The organism is Opitutus terrae PB90-1 (assembly GCF_000019965.1).
Taxonomy (GTDB): Bacteria; Verrucomicrobiota; Verrucomicrobiia; order Opitutales; family Opitutaceae; genus Opitutus; species Opitutus terrae.
Map to the genome: position 1 here is coordinate 3,287,744 of NC_010571.1, position 21,681 is coordinate 3,309,424.

Consider the following 21,681-nt stretch of genomic DNA (forward strand, 5'->3'; position numbering starts at 1 on the left):
CGCGGGTGGACGCCGCGGGCGGAAATGGGGCGGCCAACGGGACTTGAACCCGCGACCCCAAGATCCACAATCTTGTGCTCTAACCAACTGAGCTATGGCCGCCGTGAGGGTTGGGGAAATTCAGAGGTAGGCGGACGGCTGTCAACCCCTAGTTCGGAGTCGTCGCCCCGGCCTCGCAACTTTGACCGGATCTGCTTTCATTGCCGGCATGTCCCGGGTACGGCTCGTCACCTTCAACATCGCGCATGGTCGCGGGCTGGCGCCGATCCAGGGCCTGACCACGCCGCAGAAGCTGAAGGCCAACCTGCGGAAGATCGCGCGTTTGATCGGCGAGTTGAAACCCGACGTGGTGGCGCTGCAGGAGGTCGACGAGCGCTCGCTGTGGGCAGGCAACTTCGACCACCTCGAATATCTCCGGCTGCACGCGGGATTCGAGCACGCGGTGTTCGGCATCCATAACCGCCGCGCGGGCTTGCTCAACCTCAGCTACGGCAACGCGCTGTTGTCGCGTTACCCGATCTCCTACAGCGAGACGGTGGTGTTTGGGCAGCGGCGGGTCGGCGAAAAAGGATTTCTGTTCGCCGAGATCGACGTCGCGGGCCGGGTCATGCCGCTGGTCAACGTGCACCTGCATTTCAGCTCGCGCGAGCACCGGATCCGCCAGATCGGCCGGCTGCTGGCCTGGCTGAGGGAAAAACAGGAACACTCGCGGGGCCGCTGGCGCGTGCCGGCGATCGTGTGCGGCGACCTCAACAATCCGGGCACGAGCGCGGACGCCACGGCGGCGTTGCTGAGTCACCTCTCGGATTACGGCGAGTATGTGCTGCACCCCACGAAAGGCCGTACGTTTCCCTCCCCGCTGCCGGGGCGGCTGCTGGATTTCGTGTTCCTGCCGGGCGCGTGCAATGCGAGCCACTGCGAGATCGTGCGCTGCTTCCTCTCGGATCACCGGCCCGTGGCGGTGGACTTCACGCTGCCGTAAGGGAGGAAAGTGCGAAGTGGGAAGTAACAAAGGGAGGAGCGTACACGGGCGAGACGCCCGTGGCACCGGCGCCGCGCTGCGGCTGTCCTGCGCGAAAGCGGCTGCGACTGTCTGACGTCAGCCGATTTTCCCTTTGCGCCCCGGACCGGATTTTGCGCCGATCAAGGGCACATGTCCCGCATCGCCCAAGCCTTCCAGCGCGCGCAAGCGCAGAACCGCGCCGCCTTCATCGCCTATCTCTGCGCGGGTGATCCGAATTTCGACACCTCGCTTGCGGCGTGCCGCGCCGTGATCACCAGCGGCGTGGATCTGCTCGAACTCGGCGTGCCGTTTTCGGATCCGCTGGCGGACGGGTTGACCAACCAGCTGGCCGCGCAGCGCGCGTTGGAGAGCGGAATGACCGCGGCCGACGTGTTCCGGCTCGTGCGGCGAATCCGCGAATTCAGCGAGGTGCCGATCGTTTTCTACACTTACTACAATCTGGTTTTCGCGCACGGGATCGACGCCTACGTGCGCGCCGCGAAAGAGGCGGGCGTCGACGGACTGCTTACGCTGGACCTGCCGCCGGAGGAGTCCGACGAGGTTTCCGCCGCGTGCCGCGCGCACGGCGTGCAGAGCGTGTATATCGTGGCGCCGACCTCGCCGGCGGAACGCATCGCGAAGATCGCGCAGGCGGCAACCGGTTTCATCTACTATGTGTCGCGCGAGGGCGTGACCGGCGTGCAGGAGCGGGTCGCCGCCAACATTCCGGAGGCGGTGGCGGCCATCCGGCGGCACACGGCGCTGCCGGTGGTTGTGGGTTTTGGGATTTCGAACCGTGAGCAGGTGCGGCAGGTCGCGGCCGTCGCCGACGGGGTGGTCGTGGGCAGCGCGCTCGTGAACTGCATTCGCGAGAACCTGGGCTCGCCCGAGCGGATCACCGCGAAGCTCGCGGCGGTGGCAGGCGATCTCGTCGCCGGCACGAAGCGCTGACGGCGATCGGCTGCGGGCTGGAAAAGCGCGTTGAGAGCAATGCGCTCCACCTGTTGGGCGGTTCGCTCTTCCGGTCTCGTGTCGGCCTAATCTGCGGCTTGCGCGCGGCGCACGCCGGTTCTTAGGATCAAACGCCCCTGAAACCCAGACTCCGCGGATGACCCGGAAAATTCTCCTGATCGACGACGACCGCCTGCAATACCGACTCGCGCAGGCGCACTTTGGAAAGTTTCAGGGCGAGCGTTTCGAGCTGCACTGGGCCGAGACCTTCGACGCCGGGCTGGCGGAGTTGCTCACGGGCGGGTTCGCCGCGTGCCTGCTCGATTATCAGCTGGGCCCGCGCAATGGACTCGAGCTGATCCGACAAGCCGTCGCGGCGGGGTGCCGGACGCCGATCATCTTTCTGACGGCGGAATCGTCGCCGGAGGTCGACATCGAGGCGATGAACGCGGGCGCGCTCGACTATCTGGTGAAGGGCGAAATTTCGTCACGTTCCCTGGAGCGGTCGTTGCGTTACGCGCTGAAACTCGGCGAAACGCTTGAGGCGATGCGGCAGCTGGCGACGCACGATCAGCTCACGGGGCTGCTCAATCGCCGCGAGTTCGACCGCGAACTGGCGGAGGAACGGGATCGCGCGCGGCGTTTCGAGCATCCGATCGGGCTGGTGATGGTGGACATCGACCATTTCAAGGCGATCAACGACACGCACGGTCATCCGGCAGGCGATACGGTGCTGCGCGAGGTGGCGCGGCGGATGAGTGCGGAAGCCCGCAGCGTCGACCGGCTGGCCCGGTTCGGCGGCGAGGAGTTCGCGCTGATCGTCGTCGAGTCCGACCGCGCGGCGGCGCTCGAAGCGGCGCAGCGGATGTGGGCGGCGGTGCGGCGCACGCCGATCGCGCTCGGCAACGGTGTGCAGCTGGTGGTCACGGTGAGTGCAGGTGCCGCGGCGCTGCCGCACGATGCCGACTCCGAGGAGACGCTGATCGCGGCGGCCGATCGCGCGCTCTACGCGGCGAAAGCGGCCGGTCGGGACCGGGTGTGGGCGGCCGGGTCGTCGTGAACGCCGCGTCCACGGACAAGCCGCGGCTGCGCGTGCTCGCGGGCTGCACCGCGGTCGGCAAGACCGAATGGGCCCTGCGCTGGGCTGAGGCGCACAACGCGGAGATCGTCTCGTGCGATTCGCTGCTGTTCTACCGCGGGATGGATATCGGCACCGCGAAGCCGACGGCGGGCGAGTTGGCGCGCGTGCCGCATCACCTCGTCGACGTGTGCGACGTGCGCGAAGCGATGAACATCGCCGGCTACGTGGCCGCGGCGCGGCGCGCGTTGACGGAGATCGCGGCGCGCGGCCGGGAGGCGTTGGTGGTCGGCGGCAGCGGGTTTTATCTGAAGGCATTTTTCGGTCCCGTGGCCGACGACGTCGAGGTCAGCGCGGCGGTCCGAGCGGAAGTGGCGGCGCTCACACCGGCGGCGGCCGTGGAGCGGTTGCGGCAGCTGAATCCACCCGGGCTGGGCGCGCTGGACACGGCGAATCCGCGGCGGGTGGTGCGCGCACTGGAGCGCTGCCTCGCTTCGGGTCGCACGCTCGCGGAGCTGAGCGCGGCGTTCGCGCGACAGCCGGGGCCGTTTGCGGATTGGGACGCGCGGCTGACCGTGCTCGACCGGGATCCGGTGGAGTTGAACCAGCGGATCGCGGCGCGCGTGGCAGCGATGCTGGCCGCCGGACTGGTCGATGAAGTGAAGCGCCTGCTCCCGGCCGGATTGAAGGAGAATCCGAGCGCCGCTCGCGCGATCGGCTACCGGGAGGTGATCGACCTGCTCGAGGGACGTCTGCCGGCAGCGAGTCTCGCGGCCGAGATCGAGAAGAACACGCGGGCGCTGGTGAAAAAACAGCGCACGTGGTTCCGCACGCAGTTGCCCGATCATCGACGAGTCGACGCGGCGGTGCTGCGGGACGCGGGCGGGTTGTTCGACTTTTGACGGCGGTGTTCGGGCGCGTCGCCGCAAAGCGCCTGGGAGCGCGGGCGTCTCGCCCGCATCTTCGGCCCGGAGCAGGCGGGACGACCACGCTCCCAGCAGGCCGCTGGCTTCACGGCTGCCGGCGATAGACGTCGTTGTAGTAGACGATCGTATCGATGTTCCGGATCTCGATGACGCCGTGACGTGGCGTCGCCAGGCAGACCGCGCCGGAGTCGATGCGGCCGATCCGGTAAGAATCCTCGCCGAGGATCCGTTCGCCGGAGCCGACGACGCGCGCAAACTGGAGGCGTCCGTCGGCGCGAATCTCGATGCGTCGGTCGCCCGGCGTGCTGCCGGTCGCGTACCGGCCCGCGGCCGAATGCCGCTGCGCGTTCAGTTCATCGGCGTCGGTGAGGAAGTGCACGAGCGGACGCGCATTGAGTTCCGTGTGCCGGGTCGCGACGAGGAACGTGTAGGCGTTGAGCAGCACGCAGCCGGCGAGAAGGGCGAACGCGAGGGTGCGGCGCCGCGCGGACGAGCGACGTGGCTTGGTCGGCCCGCCGGGCGGCGACGGGTCTGGGCTGAGGTTAACGGGGGGGCCGTCGGACATGATGGCGAATCAGCGTTCCAGCACGAATGTCGGCTGGTTGCCGTAACCGAGGAAAAAATTGCCCGTCGCGAGATCGCCGTCGTCGAGTCCGCGATCGATGGCGGCAAGTTGGTCGCGATGGTCCAGCACGGGGCTGTCGGGGGTGGAGGCGATCACGATCACGGCGCGATAGCGTGTGCCTTGGTGGCGACTGTCGGTTTCCCACGCGTAGTGGCCGCCGATCGGCGAGCGGCGCGGCCAGTCGCTCTCGCGCAGTTCGTCTTCCATCCCCGGCGGGATGGCTGCCGGTGTGCCGTCACCGACCGGCCAGTCGCCCTGGCGCAGGGCGTAGTTCTGGAAGGCGGCGGCGAAGGACTTCAGGTCCTTTTCCAGGGCGCGGGTCCGGGCGCGGTCGAGCAGCAGGCCGGCTGCGGGTACGGCGAGGGCCAGCACGACGCTGACCGCCGCGAACGCGACTGCCAATGCGAGCAGCGTGAAACCGCGGCGGCGAGTGGAGTTGACGGCGAGCAGGCGCACGGGCGAAGACGCAGACTTCCCATCCGGCAGGGCCGCGTCAGCGAGGCGCGCGCGCGAGCCGCGCGAACACGGCCACATGAACGGCCAACAGGAGCGGATACAAAAACGTTGGCAGCAGGCTCAGCGGCAGGTGGGTGAACGGCTGCAGCGAGCCGGGGGCGGCGAGTTCCAACCGCACGGCGCTGACCACCACCCACACGAGATCGGCACAGCCGGCGACATTCCAGATCGCGATCGCGCGCCGTCGCGTCGGCTCGGCCAAGGGCAGCGCGGTGAGGAGGATTGCGAAGAGCGCAACCGTGCAATCGCCAAGTCCGCCGGGCACGGCGATCCGGGCCGGGAGGTCGCCCCGTTGTTGCAGGACCAGGAAGTAAAAGCCGACGAAGCGCGTGGCGTGCAGCAACACCAGCATCCGCAGGCCGGCGCCGTCGACCCAGGTGTGAAAAGGCGGGACGAGCCGGTAGGCGAGCACGAGCAGGCCGGCGAGGATGAAGAGCGTGGCGGGCAGAGCCAGCGCGGGGGCTTGCTGCCACAGCGCGAACCGCCCGGCGGCGAGCGCGGCAAAAAACCATGTCCAGATCGCGATCCGGATGCCGAGTGGGGTATTCATCGCCGCCCGTCGTATTGGCGGGAAACGGGCGGGTTGACGAGGCACAAACGATCGCGACGGTGCGAGCGGGCGCAGCGCGCGTTTCCGACACGGGCAAGATGCCCACGAGGCTCGCTCAGACGGACACGGGCAAGATGCCCGTGCCACGAAGCCGCGGGGGTGGCGACCGCGCCTCCACCCAAACGGCGGGCGTGGCGGGTTACTGGCCGACGGCCACGTGATAGCGCTGCAGCGAGCTGGCCTCGAGCTGATGAAGATTCGCGATGGCGATGCGCAGATTGACGCGCGCGAGCAACTCGTTCACGCGGGTCGTCTCGAGGTCGTCCTGGATCTGGAGCACCTGGCGGCTGGTGGAGAGGCCGGCCTTGAAGCGGGCGAGCTCGAGTTCGTATTGGCGCGTCGCCAGCTCGGTGGCCTTGGCGTTGATCTCGACGCTCTGCTGATTGGTTTCGACGGCGCGCACGGCGGTGCGCACCTGCACGAGCAGATTCTGGTCGAGCTGGCGCAGCCGCGTTTCCTGCTGACGGAGCGACGCGAGCGCGGCGCGATAGCGCGCACGATCGGCGTGCAGCCCCCAAGGCACGGAGACCGAAAGGCCGAGCTGCCAGTTTTCGGCTTCGCCGTTGGAGGTGCGGTCGACCGCGCCCCGATAGGAACGATCGACGCCACTGTAGCCCACGGCGCCGTCGAGATCGAGGGTGGGCAGCCGGGAGTTGCGCGCGTTGCGAGCATCAATCTCCAGCTGGCGGATGACGGTCTGCGTCGCGAGGAAGTCGGGTTGATTGTCGCGCGCGAGCTTGTAGGACAGGTCGAAGGACGGCGTGGGCTCGTGATACGGCGTCAGCCCGACGGTGCCGAGGGAGCTGTCGAACTCGAACTGGCCGATCAGCGCGAGCAATTCGTCCTCGCGGTTGTGCACGCCCTGCTCGGCGACGACCACGCCGTTGCGCGCGTTGGCGATGCCGACTTCGGCGGTGAGCACGTCGAGATCCGTCGCGACGCCGGTGAGCTTGCGGGTCTTGTTCTCCTCGTAGAGCCGTTCGGCCAGCCGCAGGCTGTGCTGTTTCACCGCGAGCTGTTCGCGGGCGAAGACCAAATTGAAGTAGGCGGCTTCGGTGTCGCGGATCACCTGGAGCACCTGGCCCTGCAGATCGAGGTGGGCGATTTCGACGCCGAGTTTGGTGCGCTCGATGGCGGCGCGGTTGACCGCGAGTCCGGCGCCGCGAAGCAGCGGCTGCGTGACGGTGAGGACGACGTCGTTGCCGTAGATCGGATTGAACGGCCCGGAGGTGTAGCGGCCGGTGCCGGACGTGAAGCTGCCGGCGTTGCGATCGAGATTGGTGCTGACGTTGAGGCGGGCGCCGGTGGGGACGAGTTGGGAGACGCCGAGCCGGGCGCTGGAGTAGTCGTTGCGCGCGCCGCCGAGGACGAGCGCGTCCTGCGTGAACCGGCGGTCGAGGCTCGCGGTGAACGTGGGCTCGAATGCCGCCTGGGCGACAGCGAGTGATTCGCGCGCGACATCGGAGGAGAACGACTGCACCTTGATGGAAAAATTCTTCTCCAGCGCCCGGACGATGCATTCCTCGACGGTGAGGGTCGGCGCGGTGGCGAGCGGCGGCGGAGCGGCGGGCTCCTCGGCGCAAACGAAGCCGGTGAAAGCGGCGAGGATCAGGGCGAACACACGAGCGGTGAAGCGGGACATGAGAGGAAGAGCCGTCAAAGTGAGGGGGAGAACACGAGCGGTGTCGAAAAGTTACTCGCTGGCGGCGCCGTGATGACGCCAATGACCCGATCCGGGAACTCGCTCGACATGGCGCGTGAGACGGGGCGCGGGGCAGAAAGTTTCACCGGCGAAAGTCGGACCGCACGGGCCGTTGGCGCAGGAGCGACCTAGCGCGGGGACGAGACGATGCGGGTGCCTCGGCTCAAAATGCGAGAAAGGTGTACGGGCCGGGCTCATGAGGCCGCAAAATCTCGGGGGAACGCGCGGCGGATTCGAGAGCAAACGTGGTGAACGGTCCGGCCCTCAGATGAACGGCGCGACGCTTGGCGCAGCGGCGCGCTCGGGCGCACCGAAAACAAAGGGCCGGCAGAGGCCGGCCCTGAGCTGAACGGATAATGCCCGGGCGGAAATCCGCGGGCATGAGGGCGCATCTCGCTTCCTGCAAACCCACGGGCGAGACGCCCGTCCCACGTGGCATGGGCGTTCCGCCCAGGTCGGAAAAATGAGATGCTCCGCGGGCGTGGCAGAGGGTCGCGGTTTACTGCGGGGTCGGCTCGGATTTCTTGAGCTCCTCGGTGACCACCTCGTTCAGATATGCGCTGGCGCCGACGCGGCCGGTGGCCATGGCGAGCTGGGTGCGCGCCGCGGCAAACTGAGGATTGGCCTCCGACGCCTCGGGCACCTTTTTGTCGGCCGCGTAGACGATCAGCCCGTGTTCGCGCGCGATCATCATGTCCAAAACTTGGCCCTTATCGAGCCGCTCGAGGGCACCGTAAACCGTGTAGTCGAGATCCTGCGGCGGCTGCCGGCGCGTGAAGGGTGCGAGCATCTTCGCCTCGATCTTCACGGTGTTCGCGCTGGCGGCGGCGGCCACCGCATCGGTGAAGTTGGCGCCGGCCTTGACCCGGCTCTCGATCGCGCTGCGGATCGTGCGGCCGAGTTCGACGAAGCGCTTGCGCTTCTCACTCTCGCGGTAATCGGCGAGGACCTGCTCGCGTACCTCGACGAAGGCGGGTTTGCGGGAGGGTTGCAGGTCCTGCCAGAAGAGCACGACAGAACCCGTCGGAGCCGTGAGCGCATCGGAGATCCTATGGTTGGGACCGAGCTTGAACGCTTCGCCGGCGATTTCCTGGCTGCCGCCGAATTCGGCGGGACCGGCTTCGCGCGTGAACGGCGCGAGCGACTTCAGCGTGATGCCCTGCGCGGCGAGGTAGCTGGTGAACTCGGGGATGCCGGGCTTCAGCTTTTTCTCGAACAGCGAGTAGGCGAAGTCAGAGGCGTTCTTCGCCGCGATCCGGCGGGCGCGTTCCTGCTTGAGCGCGGCTTCCACCTGGGGCCGCACGGCGGCGTAATCCACGGCGGGATCGGTCTTGGCGGGCGCCTTGGCGTCGGCGGCCGGCTTGGGGAAACGCGCCGGGTTCGCGTCGTAGAAGGCGCGCACCTCGGCCTCGGTCACCTGGATCGTCGGCAAAATGGCCTGCAGCGAAAACTCGGCATAATCGACGACGACGCGCGGCGGGATCTCGTAGCGAAACGCGTTCTCCTCGTAAAACTTGGTCAGGAGCTCGTCGGTCGCGGGAATCGTGGGATTGAAGCCCGCATAGTCGATCGTGGCGACGCCGAGCGTCCAGCTCGCGTCGGCCTGTTCGAGCTGCATCCGGACCTCGGCCGGCAGCACGTAGCCAGGCCCGGCGATCAGCCGCTGCACTTTGTTGATGCGCACGTCGTCGGAGAGGACGCGGGTGACACTGGCTTCGTTGAAACCGGCGCGGTTCGATTTCAGGGAATCACGGAACGTGGCGTAACGCTGCGCGTCGAACTGGCCGTCGGCGCCCGCGAAGATGCGCAGCGACTTGATCGCGTCAGTGATCTCCTGCTGGGTCGCCGGGGGAAGGTGCAGCTGCTCGGCGAGCTGGAGCGAGGCGGCGCGCTGGAACGCGTAATCCTGGAGCTCCGCGCCGTCGACCGGATAGCCCATTTGCAGCTGGGCGCTGAGTCCGGCGTCGCCGAAGAGCCGCGCCTGATCCTCGGCCGAGCCGAGATTGTAGCCGAAGACCCGGCGTTCGAGCACCTGCCGCTCCGCGTGCGTGCCGGAAGAAGGATTGAACACCCACACCAGCGGGATCGCCATCGCGCCCAGGACGAGCAGGAAGATCACTTTGAAGTGGCGGTGGAAATATTTCTGGATCCAGGAAATCATCGGGAGAGAGCCGCCGACGCTAGGTTGGCGCGACGCACTGGCAAGGGTGAAGTGGGTGCGGGGGCCGGGGCGCAGATCCGCTTTTGAGCGGCGGGAAGGTGGGCTGGTGGCGCGGGGCCGCCTGACGGTGACGTGGCATGGGTGTCTCGCCGTGGTTGCGGCGCGGGGCCCGCGTTCACGGGCGGGACGCCCGTGCCACTCAGCCGTTCGCGGCCGGAGGTGCGCCGGCGCCGTCCGGAAGCCGCGGCGCGTCGAACGGATGTTCCGCAAGCAGGTCCTCCAGCGACTTCGAGAAAAAATCGCTTTCGGTCGTATGGGTGACGGCCTGCCGGTAATGGGCGACGACCGGATCGATATGCTCCAGCGCGCCGACCATGGGGTTGTCGCCAAAATCGTCATCGAGCCGCTTGAAGTCGCGCAGCGTGATCCGGTTCAGCGGTCGCGCGGGTTGATAGCGCAGGTCCGTGGGGTCGTCGGGTGTCCGCGGGGGGACCGCGGTCACGAGCTGCAGGTCGGCCAACCGGTTGAGGCACTCGTTGAGAATCTGGGTCGGCACCTTGATCATCTCGCCGAGTTCGGAGGTGGTCATCGGGGGGCGGCAGTCGCGAAACCGCCGGCAGATCGTCAGCAGGACCACCAGCAGCAATCGCTCGCGCATCGATTGCGAGAGGTTGCCCCAGGCGGCCTGGCTGTTGCGGAAATGGACGTTCTGGACCGCGTAGCTGATCTGGCCGCCGATCAGCACGTAGAGCCAGAAGATGTACAAGCCGAACATCATCACCAGCGGCAGGCCCAGCGAGCCGTAGAGGCTTTCGGTGAGGATCACGCGTCGCACATAAAGGAACGCGAGATAATGGTTCAGCATCAGCAGCGCGGCGACGACGATCGCGCCGGTGAACGCCGAGCGCCAGAACACGCGGGTGTGCGGAATGACCCGGTAGAAAATCGTGAGCAGCAGCGCTACGAGCGTGAACGAAAGCGCGGGCAGCGACCATTGCAGCATCGCGGCCATTTGCGCGGAGAACGGCAGGTCGGCGAGGGCGTTGTTGAATACGCTGAAGAACGCGCCGGCACTCAACAGCGTCACGGAGGCGAAGAACAGCACGGCGCCCAGCGTGAGCGTGGTCCAGTAGTACACGATCCGCATCAGCACGCCGCGACCGCTGCGCACGCCCCAGATCTCGTTGAACGTGTCCTCGACCGTTTTGAACAGCAGCAGCACGATGATCACCAAGCCGAAGAAGCCGACCGTACCCGCCGACCCGGAGCGGCCCTGGTTGATGAAGTTGTTCATCATCTGCACGAGGCGGGGATTGAGCCGGACGTCGGGGAAGGGCCGGGCTTCCAACCGGGGCGGCGCGGGCGCCGTCGGGGCAGCGGTCGGCGCGGCGGAGGCGGAGCCTGGGTGCGCGGGCGTCTCGCCCGCAGCTTCGACCGGAGCGGGCGAGACGCGCGCGCTCCCGGCAGGTCGTGACGCGCGCTCCTCGTCGAGCCGGCTGTATTGGCCGACCTGCGGCGCGACGAAGTTGATGAGGCGGCTCAGCGCGTTGGCGGCGAGATTCGGATCATCCTTGTTGAGGGCGAAGCCGGCGATCAGGACGGTGAGTGCGACCAGCGGACCCAGGCCGAGAAGGGAGCTGAAGCTCAGTGCGGCGGCGCGGCTGGCGGCCTTCGTTTCGCAGAAAACCGTCCATGTGATCGAGACGATCCGCAGCAGCGCGTAGAGCATGCCGCGCGGCGTACGCTCCTGCAACTGGCCGGGCTGCCAGATTTCCTTGCGGTACAAGGCCAGGAATCGTCGCCAGCGATCAGCCAGACGGAACATGGCGAAACGCTGTCCGGCTGCGTCAGGAGAGCAAATGCAGCGCGACGAAGGCGAACCCACCGACGGCCAGGACCGCGGCGATGAGTACGGGCAGCAGGCTGACGGCTACGGTGCAGCCGAACAGCCCGACGGAGGCGGCGGTGCAGGCGAGGAAGGGCAGCGCCTGGCCCTGTGTCCAAAAAATGAAGCCGAGAAAACCGAGGCCGAGAGCGGCGCGGAAACGCACCAGCGGATAAACCGAGACGACGCCGAGCACCAACATCACGGCGAGCAGCAGGTCGATCGCGCCGAGGATAACCAGCGGCTGCGCGAGGATCTTGCTCACGGCCATCGACGTGATCGCCTCCGTGGCGGGCAGCATCTCGCCGGCCGCGGCGAGCACGAGCGCGACGATGGCGGACCACCGTCCGATCGCGGCGGCGCGCGCCATGGCGAGGATGGGGTCGCGTTTGTCCTTCGTGTCCGCGGTCCGGCCTTCGGCGGCCGCCAGCATGTCATTGACGGTGATCGGGGCGGCGTCGGCCTGCTCCTGGTTCAGCGTGTTGAGCTGCTGTTTTGCGCGGACGGAGAGCTTCTTCTTTTCGGGAAACAGCAGCGACCGCACCTCGGCATTGGTTTCGATCGCCGTCCACTGCTCGGTGGTGGCGTCGTAGAAAAGCGTCGCGGGGGTGACTTGGCCGGATTCGGCGAGGGAGGTAAGCTGCTCGAGGTTGAACGGCCCACGGGCTTCGGTATCTGTCTCGCCACGAATGTAGAATTCCTGCGTCGCCATGGAGTGCGACGCTGGCGCGAGCCGGCGGAAGCGGCAAGCGATTAGTGGGGGGCGAGCGAGTCGAGAGCTGAGAGTCCAGAGCTGAGAGCTGATAGGAGTTGAGAGTTGAGGGATGAGAGTTGAGAGGCAGAGCGCTTGTCGATCGAGCGGACCAGGTCGCGTGGATCTTCCCAACAACGCCGCAGCCCGCGCTGCTCCGCTCCTCCTCTCAACTCTCAACACTCATCTCTCAACTCACTCCTCACTCCGGCTCAGCTCTAGACTCTGGACTCTAGACTCCTTCGTCACATCCGCGTCAGCGGACGGAGGCCGAGCAGGCGCAGGCCGGTTTCGAGGATCAACAGCGTGCGCGAGCATAGCAGCAGCCGGCGCGCGCGAATGACGGGATCGTCGACCAGTACGCGATCGGCGTTGTTGAACGTGCTGTAGTCGCCGGCGAGTTCGAACAGGTAGAGCGAGAGGAAGTGCGGCCGGAGCGTTTCAGTCGCGAGCCGGACGGCGTCGGGGAATTTCAGCAGCTTGCGCGCGAGCGCGATCTCGGTGGGCGTTTCGGGCTCCGTCGCGGCCGACTCCGTGGCGGGCTCGCCGGGCGTGGCGCCGGCCTTGCGGAAAATGGAGTGAATCCGCGCGACGGCGTACAGCAGGTATGGCGCGGTGTTGCCCTCGAGGCTGAGCATTTTCTCCCAGGAAAACACGTAGTTGCTGCTGCGATTCTGCGACAGGTCGGCGTACTGCACCGCGCCGACGCCGACGGCTTCGGCGATCGCGCGCCGCTCGTCCTCGGGGAGCTCGGGATTTTTTTCGGAGACGATCGCGAACGCGCGTTCGACCGCCTCGTCGAGCAGGGCCTTGAGCTTGATCGTGCCGCCGTCGCGGGTCTTCAGTGCCTTGCCGTCCTCGCCCGTGACCGCGCCGAAGGTGACGTGATGCAGCTGCGGCAGCCGGTAGCCTTTCGCGGCGAACCATTTTTTCACGGTGAGAAACAGCTGCTCGAAATGATCGGACTGGCGGAAATCGGTCACGATCACGATGCCATCGGCCTGGAAGTGCTCCGTCCGATACAACGCAGTGGCGAGGTCGGTCGAGGCGTAGCCGCTGGCGCCGTCGGCCTTGCGGACCATGAACGGATTGGGCCGCTCGGCGTTGCGACTGAAGCGCGGATGCTCGTCATGGAAGACGACCAGCGCGCCGTCGCTGTTTTCGGCGAGGCCGATGTCGGTGAGTTCGCCATACACGCGCTCGACCTTGTCGTTGTAGAAGCTTTCGCCGAGGTGGTGATCGAAGTGGATGCCGAGCCGGTCGTAGATCTGCTGGAACGCGCCGAGGCTGACCTCGCTGAATTTTTTCCAGAGCGCGACGTTTTCGGGGTCGCCGGACTGCAGTTTGACGAGCTCGCGTTTCGCCTCCTCGAGTTCGGGCGAGCCCTCGGGGGTGGCGTGGTGTCCGAGCTTGTAGAGCCGTTCGAGCTCCTCGATCGGATCGGCGGCGAGCGCGGCGGGATCGGCCCAGCGCTTGTAGCCGTAGATGAGCTTGCCGAACTGCGTGCCCCAGTCGCCGAGGTGGTTGTCGCGGATCACGCGCGCGCCGGTGAAAGCGAGGAGCCGGCAAATCGCCTCGCCGATGACGGCGGAGCGGAGATGGCCGACGTGCATCTGCTTGGCCGTGTTGGGTGAGCTGTAGTCGACGACCCAGGTCTGGCCCGCGTGATCCGCCGCGGCGCCGGCCGCGAGCTGCTCCGCGGTGGCGTAGGTACGCAGCCAGGCGAGCAGGGAACCGGGCGCCAGGGTGAAGTTGATGAACCCCGGGCCGGCGATGGTGACGCGGGTGGATTGGGTGAATTCGGCGGGCAGCGCGGCGACCAGTTTTTCGGCGAGCGCACGCGGGTTCTGTTTGCGGGACTTGGCATAGCCGAGGACGCCGTTCGCCTGATAATCGCCGTGTTGCGCGTCCGCGACCCGCACCTCGGGCGAGAAGGCCGCGGCATCGAACCCGGCGGCTGCCGCGGCGGATTTGAGAACGCGGTCGAGTTCGTCGACCAGGCTGAACGGGACGTGCATTTCACGACTACACCCGTGCGCCCGGCCGCCGCGCAAGCTTTTCGACGCAGGCATAGGCGCCTGATGGCTGGATCCGGAGGCCGGCTCGCAGCTCCAACCCACACCCCCCGCCCTTCGGGCACCCCTCTCGAGAGGGGACTTCGGCTGCGGAGCGTTGGGATCCGCTCTATAAAGACGGGTGGCGTCCCGCGGCCGCGGATCGGAGTGTGTCGACGTGCGTTTTCGCACAGTCTGGTGAGCAGCGAGGCCGGTGGTGCGTCTGACGCGGTCCTCCCCCTGCGCTCACGCGCAGGGCCACGTCCGAAACTCAGGGTGGCCGCGTCGAGAACTCTGCGTCGAGATCCAGCGCAGGGCAGCATCGCGCTGATGCAGCCGAGCTGCAGGCGAACGGTGGCGGTGCGTGTGAGCGCCAGGCCCGGAGGCTCGGGGGCGGCCGTAAGACGCTCCGATTTCACGGGGCGTGCATCGGGAGGGGGCCGGATTGATATGATGCCAACCTGACGTATATTTAGCGCGAAAATCGGCCGGCGAAATGTGCGCCAAGTCACTGCTCTGGCGGCTTTTTAGCTCGACAATCTGTCATAAGCGGGTTTCCTCGCAAACTTTTACGCTCCGCGGCGCAACGGCCGCCCAGAATCTACCCACATGACGAAACGCACCATTCCGGCCCGCCGGTTCATCAAGCCCACGTTCGAGTATCTGATCGAAAAGAAACGTGACGGCGGCGAGTTTACGCAAGAGGAGATTCGCTATATCATCGACAGCACGCTCGATGGAGAAATGCCTCAGCATCAACTGGCAGCGTTGATGATGGCGATCTACTTCTCCAACATGTCCGCGCAGGAAACCGCGGATCTCACCGAAGAGATGATGTTGTCGGGCGAGGTCATCGACCTCTCGCATATCGCGAAGCCCAAGATCGACAAGTATTCGACCGGCGGCGTCGGTGACAAGACCTCGCTCGTGCTCGTGCCGCTGGCGATGGCGAGCGGCGTGATCGTTCCGATGATGTGCGGCGTCGAGCACGACTACGTCATCAATACGCTGGAGAAACTCGGGGCATTCCCCGGCTTCAAGGGCCAGATGCCGATCGAGCAGTTCACGAATCAACTGGCCCGGATCGGCGGCGCGATCGTGCAGCAAAGCGATGCGCTGGCGCCGGCGGACGCGAAGTTCTATGCGTTGCGGAAAGAAACCGGCACCATCCCGAGCCTGCCGCTGATCACCGGCAGCGTGCTGTCGAAAAAACTCGCCGAAGGCTCCGAAGGCTTGGTGATCGACGTGAAGTGGGGCAACGGCTCCTTCATCAAGGATCTCGAGCAGGCGAAGCAGCTCGCGCGTTCGATGACGCGGGTCGGCCGCTCGATGAAGCGCCGCTGCGTCGCGCTGGTCACCGACATGAATCAGCCGCTTGGTGACACGGTGGGCACTTCGCTCGAAGTCAAGGAGGCGATCCAGTTGCTCAAGGGTGAGGGTCCCGAGGACATGAAGGAACTCGTGCTCAAGCTCGGCATGGAGATCGTGCGGCTCGCCGGCGTGGCGGGCTCGACGCTCTCCGCCAAGCAGACGGTGCAGCGGCACCTGACCGACGGCTCCGCGCTCCAGAAGTTCAAGGATCTGGTCAAGGCGCAGGGCGGCGACACGATGTTCATCGACCACCCGGAGAAATTCCCGGCGGCGCGGCACATCCGGAAGCTGCCGGCGCCCAAGCGCGGCTATGTGCATACGATCAATGCGGCGATGATCGCGCGCGGCGTGCATCTGCTGGGAGCCGGCGTCGAGGCGGCGGCGCCCACGGGCAATCACAATCACGGCGCGCATTCGCACGGCCACGCCAAGGTCGACCACGCGGTCGGCGTGTCGGAGATCAAGAAGGTCGGCACGCAGGTGAAGCAGGGCGAGCCGCTGATGATGATTCACTACAACGACGAGGCGAAGCTCGAGCAGGCGCTGGAGTATTTCAAGAACGCCTACCGGCTGGCGCCGAAGCGCCCGACCCCGCCGCCGCTCATCGTCGAGCGGGTGGCGTAAGCCAGGTTCCACTCAGCACCAACACACTCGCAGGCCGACCGGATCGCCGGTCGGCCTTTTTATTCACCAGAGCCGCCAGCGCGGCTGCGTGAAGGGCAGCGTGATCACGAGCGAGAGCGCGGTGAGGATGAGCGCGAGCACCAGCCACGGCTCGGTCAGGGGCGCAGCGACGGTGGAGAGCGCGCCGGCCAGCTGGTTCGTGCCGGCAACAAGGTCCGGCCAGCTGCCGGCGCGGGCGACGATGAAGATCGCCCCGGCGAGGCCGCCGCCGACGTACGCGACCCAGGGCCACCGGGCGCGCGCGGTTTGCGGCGGGGGCAGGGCCGCGAGCACGCGCGCCGAAAAACCGTCATCGGGGATGACCGGTGACTGCGCGCGGAGCATTGCCGTGAGCGCGGCGTCTTCCTGGGGGGAAGCGTTCAGGCTTGAGGGTTCCATGCGGCGAGGAGGTGGCGGAGTTTTTCTTTGCTGCGCGCGAGGTGAGTTTTGACCGTGCCCAGGGGCCAGTCAACCAGCGTGGCGATTTCGGTGTGCGAGAGTCCTTGCTCGTAGCCGAGATGGATCGCGAGTTGCTCGTCGGGGGAAAGCGTGCGGAGCGCGGTCGCCAAGTCATGGCGCAGATCGACGGCGGCCGAGGCGTTGCCCGCCGGGCCGGCCGGCAGGTGGTGCTCCGAAAACTCAACGTGCTCGCGCTGACGGCGGCGGGCGTTGCGCCAGTGATTATGCGCGATGCCGAGCAGCCAGGTGGAAAAGAGCGCGTCACCGCGAAAACGGCCGAGCTGGCGATAGGCGTGGATGAAGGTTTCCTGGGCGAGGTCATCGGCCAGGGCGATGTCTCCGCGGGTGAGGTGACGGAGGAAGTTCCTGACCATGGACTGATGCCGGCGGACGAGTTCGCCGAACGCGGCCCGGTCGTCCCGGGCGAGTACGCCCGCGATCAGGTCGGAATCAGAGGGAGTCACGGAAGGCGGAAGCCGCCGGCGTCACGACTTGTGGCGCGAGGCGAAGGCCTCGATCACGGCGCCGAGGAGCAGGGCGATCCCGATGAATCCGGGGATGCAGCCGAAATAGCCGACGTTGAAGGACGCGCCGGAAATTTGGGACAGCGAGACGAAGAGGCCGGCGCCGACGGCGAGGTTGATCAGTCCTCCGATCAGGTAGCCACGCCAGCGCGGCTGGTTGTTCGCGGCCGTCGCGGCTTTCACGGCGGCCGCGGCGTCGCCGAAGCCAGCACTGTCGGGGAGCACCGGCAGCGGCTGGCCTTTTTCGAGGGCGACTCGCGCGGTCTGGTGCCAGAGCTCACGCTCGCGGTGTTTGAAGTAAAACGTCGTCACGATGATGACGCCGGCAAAAACCAAGCCGACGACCGGAACGACGATGCTGATCATCCAGGGCTCGAGACCGAGATTGGCGAGTGGAAGGTGAGAGAGGTTAAGGTCCATGCGGGGAGTTGGATTCGAGAGTGAGTGTCGCGAGCCGGCCGCTTGGATTCAGCCTGTTAAAATAATTGCGGGCGGAGAGGCGGTGGGCCCATGTAAGGGCATGTCCGATTCGCTGCCGATGGAAAAACCCAGCAAGGCGCCGCCGCCCGTGGTGAACCGTGCCGCGTGGCCGAAGCCCTGGGCGCAGCTGAAATACTTCACGTTTCAGCCGGCGATCTTTCCGCGGCTGCTGGGGCAGGTGTCGCCGGACGCGCGGCCGGGCGATTTCGTGAATGTCTACGACAAGAACGGGCAGCTGACGGGCGGCGGGTTGTTCAATCCGCGGGCGAAAATTCCGCTGCGCGTGGTGACGCATTCGACCGAGCCGGTGACGGAGGCGTATTTTGAGACGGCGATCCGGCGGGCGGTGGCGTTGCGGCGCGAGCTGTTCAAGCTCGACGAGACGACGGACGCGTATCGGTTGATCAATTCCGATGGCGACGGACTCAGCGGGCTGACGATTGACCGCTATGCGGACACGCTGTTGTGCGAGGTGTATTCGCTCGGCATCGCGCAACGATTGCCCGGCTGGCTGCCGCTGCTGCACGAACTGGCGGGAACGAAGTTCGCGCGGGTGCAGGTCGATCACGACCTCGGCAGCCTCGAGGGCATCAAGCCGTCGACGTTCAAGGAAACGAACGCCGCGGCGCCGCGGCTGGTGAAGATTCGCGAGCACGGCGTGCGTTACGAGGTGGATTTCGCGGAGGGGCACAAGACGGGGTTTTTCTGCGACCAGCGCGAAAACCGGAAGCTGCTCGCGAAGTTCACGCGCGGCGCGCGCGTGCTCGATCTGTGCTGCTACACGGGCGGTTTCTCGCTCAACGCGAAGGTGGCGGGCGGAGCGGAGGAGGTGACCAGCGTCGATCTCGACGAAGCGGCGATCGCGCAGGCGAAGCGCAACGCGAATCTGAATCAGGCGCGGCTGAAGTTCGTGCATGCCGATGCGTTCGCCTACGCGCGGCAGATGCAGCAGAACGGAGAGAAGTGGGACGTGGTGGTGCTCGATCCGCCGAAGTTCATCTTCACGCGCGACGACCACGGCAACTGGGAGGGCCGGCAGAAATACGAGGACCTGAACCTGCTCGCGATCTCGCTCGTGAAACCGGGCGGGATATTCGTGACCTGTTCGTGCTCGGGCTTGCTCAGCCTCGAGGATTTCGAGCAGCACGTGATCAAGGCGGCACACCGGCAAAATCGGCGGCTGCAATTCTTCGACCGCACGGGTCCGGGCCCGGATCATCCGGTTTACTCGAACTGCCTCGAGAGCCGTTATCTCAAGGTGCTGTGGGCGCGGGTGGTGTAGGACGTTTCTAATGAATCTGCTGCCGGGTCGAGCCCGTCGTCTGGAGCCGCGACGAGGGCGTCGCATCCCCATCCAAGCCTCGTTATCTACGAGATTTCACCCGTGAACCCGATCGATCTGACTGCAGCGTTCGCGACGATCACGACGCACTGGGATCCGCACATTGTCGGTGAGCTGAACGGCCAGTACGTAAAATGCGTGAAGCTGCGCGGCGACTTCGTGTGGCACCACCACGACCACGAGGACGAGTTGTTCCTCGTGCATCGCGGCACGCTGGAGATGCGCTTGCGCGATCGCACGGTGACGCTGCAGCCGGGTCAGTTCTTCATCGTGCCGCGTGGTGTCGAGCATCAGCCGGCGGCGCGGGACGAGGTCGAAGTCGTGCTGTTCGAACCCGCGGGCACGCTCAACACGGGCAACGTGCGCGAGGCGCGCACGCGCGACACGTTGAAGCGGCTCGATCGCTGACATAAACGCACCATCGCGATTGGAGGTGCGTCAGACCTTGCGCCATGATCAAGAAACTCGCCCACGTCTGCCTGTTCACGGATCAACTGCCTGCGATGATCGCGTTTTATCGCGATACGCTGGGCTTCCCGATCAAGTTCACGATGAAGAACGATGCCGGCGTCGACTTCGGGTACTATTTCGCCACAGGCGAGATGACGTTTGTGGAAATCTTCGATCAGAAGAAAGCGGTCGCGCAGTGGGGCGGGGAGGTGGTGGCGATGAAATCGAATCACACGGCGCACGCGCGGCATTTTTGTTTCGAGGTGAACGGCCTCGAGCAGGAGGTCGCGCGGCTCGAGGCGAAGGGACTCGCCGTGAAGCCGGTCAAGGTCGGCATGGATCATTCGAAGCAGGCCTGGATCCAGGATCCCGATGGGAATGACATCGAGTTGATGGAGTACACGCCGCAGAGCCTGCAGTGGTGAGCCGGGAAGACTGGACGGTCTGAGCGAAAGCGCATCGTGAGAGGCGGAGCGTCCTGCCCCCAAGGCGCTGCGGCGCGGAGCGGAACGCGTGAGCGTTTCGGCGAAAGCCTCACGGCTTCCGCTACCAAGCGCGTCGAGGGCAACGCGCTCCACCTGACGCCGGTTGGGCGAAAGCCTCACGGCTTCCGCCACGTGCCGGCGGAGAGCGGCGGGATGCGTGCCGCGATTCGCGATGGACAAGCGCGCGCGAGTGCGAACCATCCGACGCATGGACGCACTCGGCCGGCTTTTTGCGCAAAACAAAGCGTGGGCGAACGATATTCGCGCGCGCGATCCGCTGTTCTTCGAGAAGCTTTCGCGTCAGCAGACGCCGGAGTATTTCTGGATTGGCTGCTCCGACAGCCGCGTGCCGGCGAACGAGATCCTCGGGCTGCTGCCGGGCGAGGTGTTTGTTCATCGCAACATCGCCAACGTCGTCGTGCACACGGACCTGAATTGCCTGAGTGTGCTGCAATTCGCGGTCGACGTGATCAAGGTGAAGCACGTGATGGTGGTCGGCCACTACGGCTGCAGCGGCGTCGGTGCGGCGTTGCGCTGCGAGCGCGTGGGGCTGGCGGACAACTGGCTCCGGCACGTGCAGGACGTGCGCGAGAAACACGACGGGTGCCTGTGCGGGCTGCAGGGCGAGGCGGCGCAGGCGGAGCGGCTGTGCGAATTGAACGTGATCGAGCAGTTCGCCAACGTGTGCGAGACGTCGATCGTGCGCGACGCCTGGAAGCGCGGGCAACCGCTGGCGGTGCACGGCTGGATTTACGGGCTGCGCGACGGCTTGCTGCGCGACCTTGGCTGCTCGGCCAGCAATCCCGACGAGGCGACGAGCGGTTACGAGAACGCCGTCGCAAATCTCACCAAGCAGCCGTGAGCGGCGGTTGCAGGCGAGCTCGGTGAGCTGGCGTGGATCAGCCACCTCGCCGGGGAGGCCCACAGCATGGCTGCGCCGACCTGCGTGCCGGCGAAACAAAAAGCCCGCGGTGAAAAACCGCGGGCTCGAGAAAACAGAAAGAGAGAGAGCAGCCGAATCAGGCGCGACCGAGATAGCTGCCGTCGGCCGTGCTGATCTTGATGATCTCGCCTTCCTTGATGAAGAGCGGCACCTGCACGACCAGCCCGGTCTCGAGCGTCGCGGGCTTCTGCACGTTGCTCGCCGTGTCGCCCTTGATGCCCTCGGAGGACTCGACCACCTTCAGCGCGACGGTGGACGGCAGTTCGACCGTGAGCGGCTTGTCGTCGACGAACAGCACGTCGACCTTGCCGCCGGCGGTGAGGTAGTTTTTCACCTCGCCGAGCGTCTGGGCGCTGAGTTCGATCTGGTCGAACGTGTCCGGATCGATGAACGCGAACGTCTCGCGGTCGGCGTAGCTGAACTCCAGCGTGCGCTTGTCGGTCGGGAGCACTTCGATCGTGTCCGTCGAGGCGAACCGCTGATCGAGCGCCTTGCCGTAACGGAGATTCCGCATCTTGACCTGAACGAAAGCCCGCAAATTGCCGGGCGTCCGGTGCTGGGTCTCCATCACCAGATGGGGCTCGCCGTTGTATTTAATGACTTGTCCTTTGCGGATATCGTTGGCTGCGGGCATGACGTTGAGGGAGTTGCTCGAAAATGAAAGGGTCCAGAGTGAGGAATCGGCCAAGAAGGTGTCAAGGC

21 protein-coding genes and 1 tRNA gene are annotated in these 21,681 nt (G+C 66.2%); 9 read left to right on the forward strand and 13 right to left on the reverse strand.

Annotation, left to right across the window (positions count from 1 at the left end):
• Positions 1 to 25: 25 nt before the first annotated feature.
• Positions 26 to 102: transfer RNA gene (locus tag OTER_RS12935), tRNA-His, on the reverse strand.
• 106 nt (positions 103 to 208) lie between these two features.
• Here OTER_RS12935 and OTER_RS12940 point away from each other — a divergent pair.
• From OTER_RS12940 to miaA, 4 genes are all read left to right on the forward strand, one after another.
• Positions 209 to 982 (forward strand): endonuclease/exonuclease/phosphatase family protein, encoded by a 774-nt coding sequence (locus OTER_RS12940; protein ID WP_012375372.1) that lies wholly within the window; start codon positions 209 to 211, stop codon positions 980 to 982.
• A 171-nt stretch (positions 983 to 1,153) separates the two neighbouring features.
• Positions 1,154 to 1,954, forward strand: coding sequence for a tryptophan synthase subunit alpha (gene trpA, locus OTER_RS12945; RefSeq protein ID WP_012375373.1), 801 nt, complete (start codon positions 1,154 to 1,156; stop codon positions 1,952 to 1,954).
• A gap of 157 nt (positions 1,955 to 2,111) precedes the next feature.
• Positions 2,112 to 3,014, forward strand: coding sequence for a GGDEF domain-containing protein (locus OTER_RS12950; protein ID WP_012375374.1), 903 nt, complete (start codon positions 2,112 to 2,114; stop codon positions 3,012 to 3,014).
• Complete coding sequence (miaA, locus tag OTER_RS12955) at positions 3,011 to 3,934, forward strand: tRNA (adenosine(37)-N6)-dimethylallyltransferase MiaA (RefSeq protein ID WP_012375375.1); 924 nt, start codon at positions 3,011 to 3,013, stop codon at positions 3,932 to 3,934. Before OTER_RS12950 ends, miaA begins: the two co-directional genes overlap by 4 nt.
• A gap of 109 nt (positions 3,935 to 4,043) precedes the next feature.
• On the opposite strand, the gene OTER_RS12960 is transcribed toward miaA, so the two are convergent.
• The 8 genes from OTER_RS12960 to argS form a co-directional block, all read right to left on the reverse strand.
• Complete coding sequence (locus tag OTER_RS12960) at positions 4,044 to 4,523, reverse strand: hypothetical protein (RefSeq protein WP_012375376.1); 480 nt, start codon at positions 4,521 to 4,523, stop codon at positions 4,044 to 4,046.
• Between the two features lie 9 nt (positions 4,524 to 4,532).
• A complete protein-coding gene (locus OTER_RS12965; protein WP_012375377.1) occupies positions 4,533 to 5,039 on the reverse strand; it encodes a hypothetical protein in 507 nt (168 codons plus the stop codon).
• Between the two features lie 37 nt (positions 5,040 to 5,076).
• The gene (locus OTER_RS12970) at positions 5,077 to 5,649 is read right to left on the reverse strand and encodes a hypothetical protein (protein ID WP_012375378.1); all 573 of its coding nucleotides are present in this window, start codon (positions 5,647 to 5,649) and stop codon (positions 5,077 to 5,079) included.
• Between the two features lie 199 nt (positions 5,650 to 5,848).
• A complete protein-coding gene (locus OTER_RS12975; protein ID WP_012375379.1) occupies positions 5,849 to 7,351 on the reverse strand; it encodes a TolC family protein in 1,503 nt (500 codons plus the stop codon).
• Positions 7,352 to 7,910: 559 nt separating this feature from the next.
• The gene (locus OTER_RS12980) at positions 7,911 to 9,572 is read right to left on the reverse strand and encodes a peptidylprolyl isomerase (RefSeq protein ID WP_012375380.1); all 1,662 of its coding nucleotides are present in this window, start codon (positions 9,570 to 9,572) and stop codon (positions 7,911 to 7,913) included.
• 199 nt (positions 9,573 to 9,771) lie between these two features.
• The gene (locus tag OTER_RS12985; protein WP_012375381.1) at positions 9,772 to 11,397 is read right to left on the reverse strand and encodes a YihY/virulence factor BrkB family protein; all 1,626 of its coding nucleotides are present in this window, start codon (positions 11,395 to 11,397) and stop codon (positions 9,772 to 9,774) included.
• A 22-nt stretch (positions 11,398 to 11,419) separates the two neighbouring features.
• Positions 11,420 to 12,169 carry a DUF4339 domain-containing protein gene (locus tag OTER_RS12990; RefSeq protein WP_012375382.1) on the reverse strand — a complete coding sequence of 250 codons (750 nt, stop codon included), beginning with the start codon at positions 12,167 to 12,169 and terminating at the stop codon, positions 11,420 to 11,422.
• A 284-nt stretch (positions 12,170 to 12,453) separates the two neighbouring features.
• Entirely contained in the window at positions 12,454 to 14,226 is a 1,773-nt protein-coding gene (argS, locus tag OTER_RS12995; protein ID WP_012375383.1) for an arginine--tRNA ligase, read from the reverse strand.
• 645 nt (positions 14,227 to 14,871) lie between these two features.
• Here argS and OTER_RS13000 point away from each other — a divergent pair.
• Positions 14,872 to 16,257 carry a thymidine phosphorylase gene (locus OTER_RS13000; RefSeq protein ID WP_012375384.1) on the forward strand — a complete coding sequence of 462 codons (1,386 nt, stop codon included), beginning with the start codon at positions 14,872 to 14,874 and terminating at the stop codon, positions 16,255 to 16,257.
• 63 nt (positions 16,258 to 16,320) lie between these two features.
• Here OTER_RS13000 and OTER_RS13005 read toward each other — a convergent pair whose 3' ends face one another.
• The 3 genes from OTER_RS13005 to OTER_RS13015 are packed head-to-tail and all read right to left on the reverse strand — an operon-like array spanning position 16,321 to position 17,699.
• On the reverse strand, positions 16,321 to 16,695 hold the full coding sequence (locus OTER_RS13005) for a hypothetical protein (protein ID WP_012375385.1): 375 nt from the start codon (positions 16,693 to 16,695) through the stop codon (positions 16,321 to 16,323).
• Entirely contained in the window at positions 16,677 to 17,219 is a 543-nt protein-coding gene (locus OTER_RS13010) for an RNA polymerase sigma factor (protein WP_012375386.1), read from the reverse strand. The genes OTER_RS13005 and OTER_RS13010 overlap by 19 nt, the downstream gene beginning before the upstream one ends.
• A gap of 21 nt (positions 17,220 to 17,240) precedes the next feature.
• Positions 17,241 to 17,699, reverse strand: a complete 459-nt coding sequence (locus tag OTER_RS13015; RefSeq protein WP_012375387.1) for a DUF6249 domain-containing protein — start codon at positions 17,697 to 17,699, stop codon at positions 17,241 to 17,243.
• 100 nt (positions 17,700 to 17,799) lie between these two features.
• Here OTER_RS13015 and OTER_RS13020 point away from each other — a divergent pair, with 100 nt between their 5' ends.
• The 4 genes from OTER_RS13020 (at position 17,800) to can (ending at position 20,898) form a co-directional block, all read left to right on the forward strand.
• Positions 17,800 to 19,041 carry a class I SAM-dependent rRNA methyltransferase gene (locus OTER_RS13020; protein ID WP_012375388.1) on the forward strand — a complete coding sequence of 414 codons (1,242 nt, stop codon included), beginning with the start codon at positions 17,800 to 17,802 and terminating at the stop codon, positions 19,039 to 19,041.
• Positions 19,042 to 19,143: 102 nt separating this feature from the next.
• Positions 19,144 to 19,509, forward strand: coding sequence for a cupin domain-containing protein (locus tag OTER_RS13025; protein WP_012375389.1), 366 nt, complete (start codon positions 19,144 to 19,146; stop codon positions 19,507 to 19,509).
• A gap of 44 nt (positions 19,510 to 19,553) precedes the next feature.
• Positions 19,554 to 19,976: a VOC family protein gene (locus OTER_RS13030; protein ID WP_012375390.1), complete on the forward strand. Its 423-nt coding sequence runs from the start codon at positions 19,554 to 19,556 to the stop codon at positions 19,974 to 19,976.
• A 268-nt stretch (positions 19,977 to 20,244) separates the two neighbouring features.
• Positions 20,245 to 20,898: a carbonate dehydratase gene (can, locus tag OTER_RS13035; protein ID WP_012375391.1), complete on the forward strand. Its 654-nt coding sequence runs from the start codon at positions 20,245 to 20,247 to the stop codon at positions 20,896 to 20,898.
• A 157-nt stretch (positions 20,899 to 21,055) separates the two neighbouring features.
• On the opposite strand, the gene efp is transcribed toward can, so the two are convergent.
• Positions 21,056 to 21,613: an elongation factor P gene (gene efp, locus OTER_RS13040; protein WP_012375392.1), complete on the reverse strand. Its 558-nt coding sequence runs from the start codon at positions 21,611 to 21,613 to the stop codon at positions 21,056 to 21,058.
• Positions 21,614 to 21,681: the final 68 nt, after the last annotated feature.

Bases quoted from the DNA above. Each gene is read 5' to 3' on its own strand.
- OTER_RS12960 (WP_012375376.1), bottom strand. From the start codon at position 4,523: ATGTCCGACGGCCCCCCCGTTAACCTCAGCCCAGACCCGTCGCCGCCC.
- OTER_RS13015 (WP_012375387.1), bottom strand. From the start codon at position 17,699: ATGGACCTTAACCTCTCTCACCTTCCACTCGCCAATCTCGGTCTCGAG.
- OTER_RS12970 (WP_012375378.1), bottom strand. From the start codon at position 5,649: ATGAATACCCCACTCGGCATCCGGATCGCGATCTGGACATGGTTTTTT.
- can (WP_012375391.1), top strand. From the start codon at position 20,245: ATGGACGCACTCGGCCGGCTTTTTGCGCAAAACAAAGCGTGGGCGAAC.
- OTER_RS12940 (WP_012375372.1), top strand. From the start codon at position 209: ATGTCCCGGGTACGGCTCGTCACCTTCAACATCGCGCATGGTCGCGGG.
- OTER_RS12975 (WP_012375379.1), bottom strand. From the start codon at position 7,351: ATGTCCCGCTTCACCGCTCGTGTGTTCGCCCTGATCCTCGCCGCTTTC.
- OTER_RS13005 (WP_012375385.1), bottom strand. From the start codon at position 16,695: ATGGAACCCTCAAGCCTGAACGCTTCCCCCCAGGAAGACGCCGCGCTC.
- argS (WP_012375383.1), bottom strand. From the start codon at position 14,226: ATGCACGTCCCGTTCAGCCTGGTCGACGAACTCGACCGCGTTCTCAAA.
- OTER_RS12980 (WP_012375380.1), bottom strand. From the start codon at position 9,572: ATGATTTCCTGGATCCAGAAATATTTCCACCGCCACTTCAAAGTGATC.
- efp (WP_012375392.1), bottom strand. From the start codon at position 21,613: ATGCCCGCAGCCAACGATATCCGCAAAGGACAAGTCATTAAATACAAC.
- OTER_RS13030 (WP_012375390.1), top strand. From the start codon at position 19,554: ATGATCAAGAAACTCGCCCACGTCTGCCTGTTCACGGATCAACTGCCT.
- OTER_RS13000 (WP_012375384.1), top strand. From the start codon at position 14,872: ATGACGAAACGCACCATTCCGGCCCGCCGGTTCATCAAGCCCACGTTC.
- OTER_RS12990 (WP_012375382.1), bottom strand. From the start codon at position 12,169: ATGGCGACGCAGGAATTCTACATTCGTGGCGAGACAGATACCGAAGCC.
- OTER_RS12985 (WP_012375381.1), bottom strand. From the start codon at position 11,397: ATGTTCCGTCTGGCTGATCGCTGGCGACGATTCCTGGCCTTGTACCGC.
- OTER_RS13020 (WP_012375388.1), top strand. From the start codon at position 17,800: ATGTCCGATTCGCTGCCGATGGAAAAACCCAGCAAGGCGCCGCCGCCC.
- OTER_RS12950 (WP_012375374.1), top strand. From the start codon at position 2,112: ATGACCCGGAAAATTCTCCTGATCGACGACGACCGCCTGCAATACCGA.
- trpA (WP_012375373.1), top strand. From the start codon at position 1,154: ATGTCCCGCATCGCCCAAGCCTTCCAGCGCGCGCAAGCGCAGAACCGC.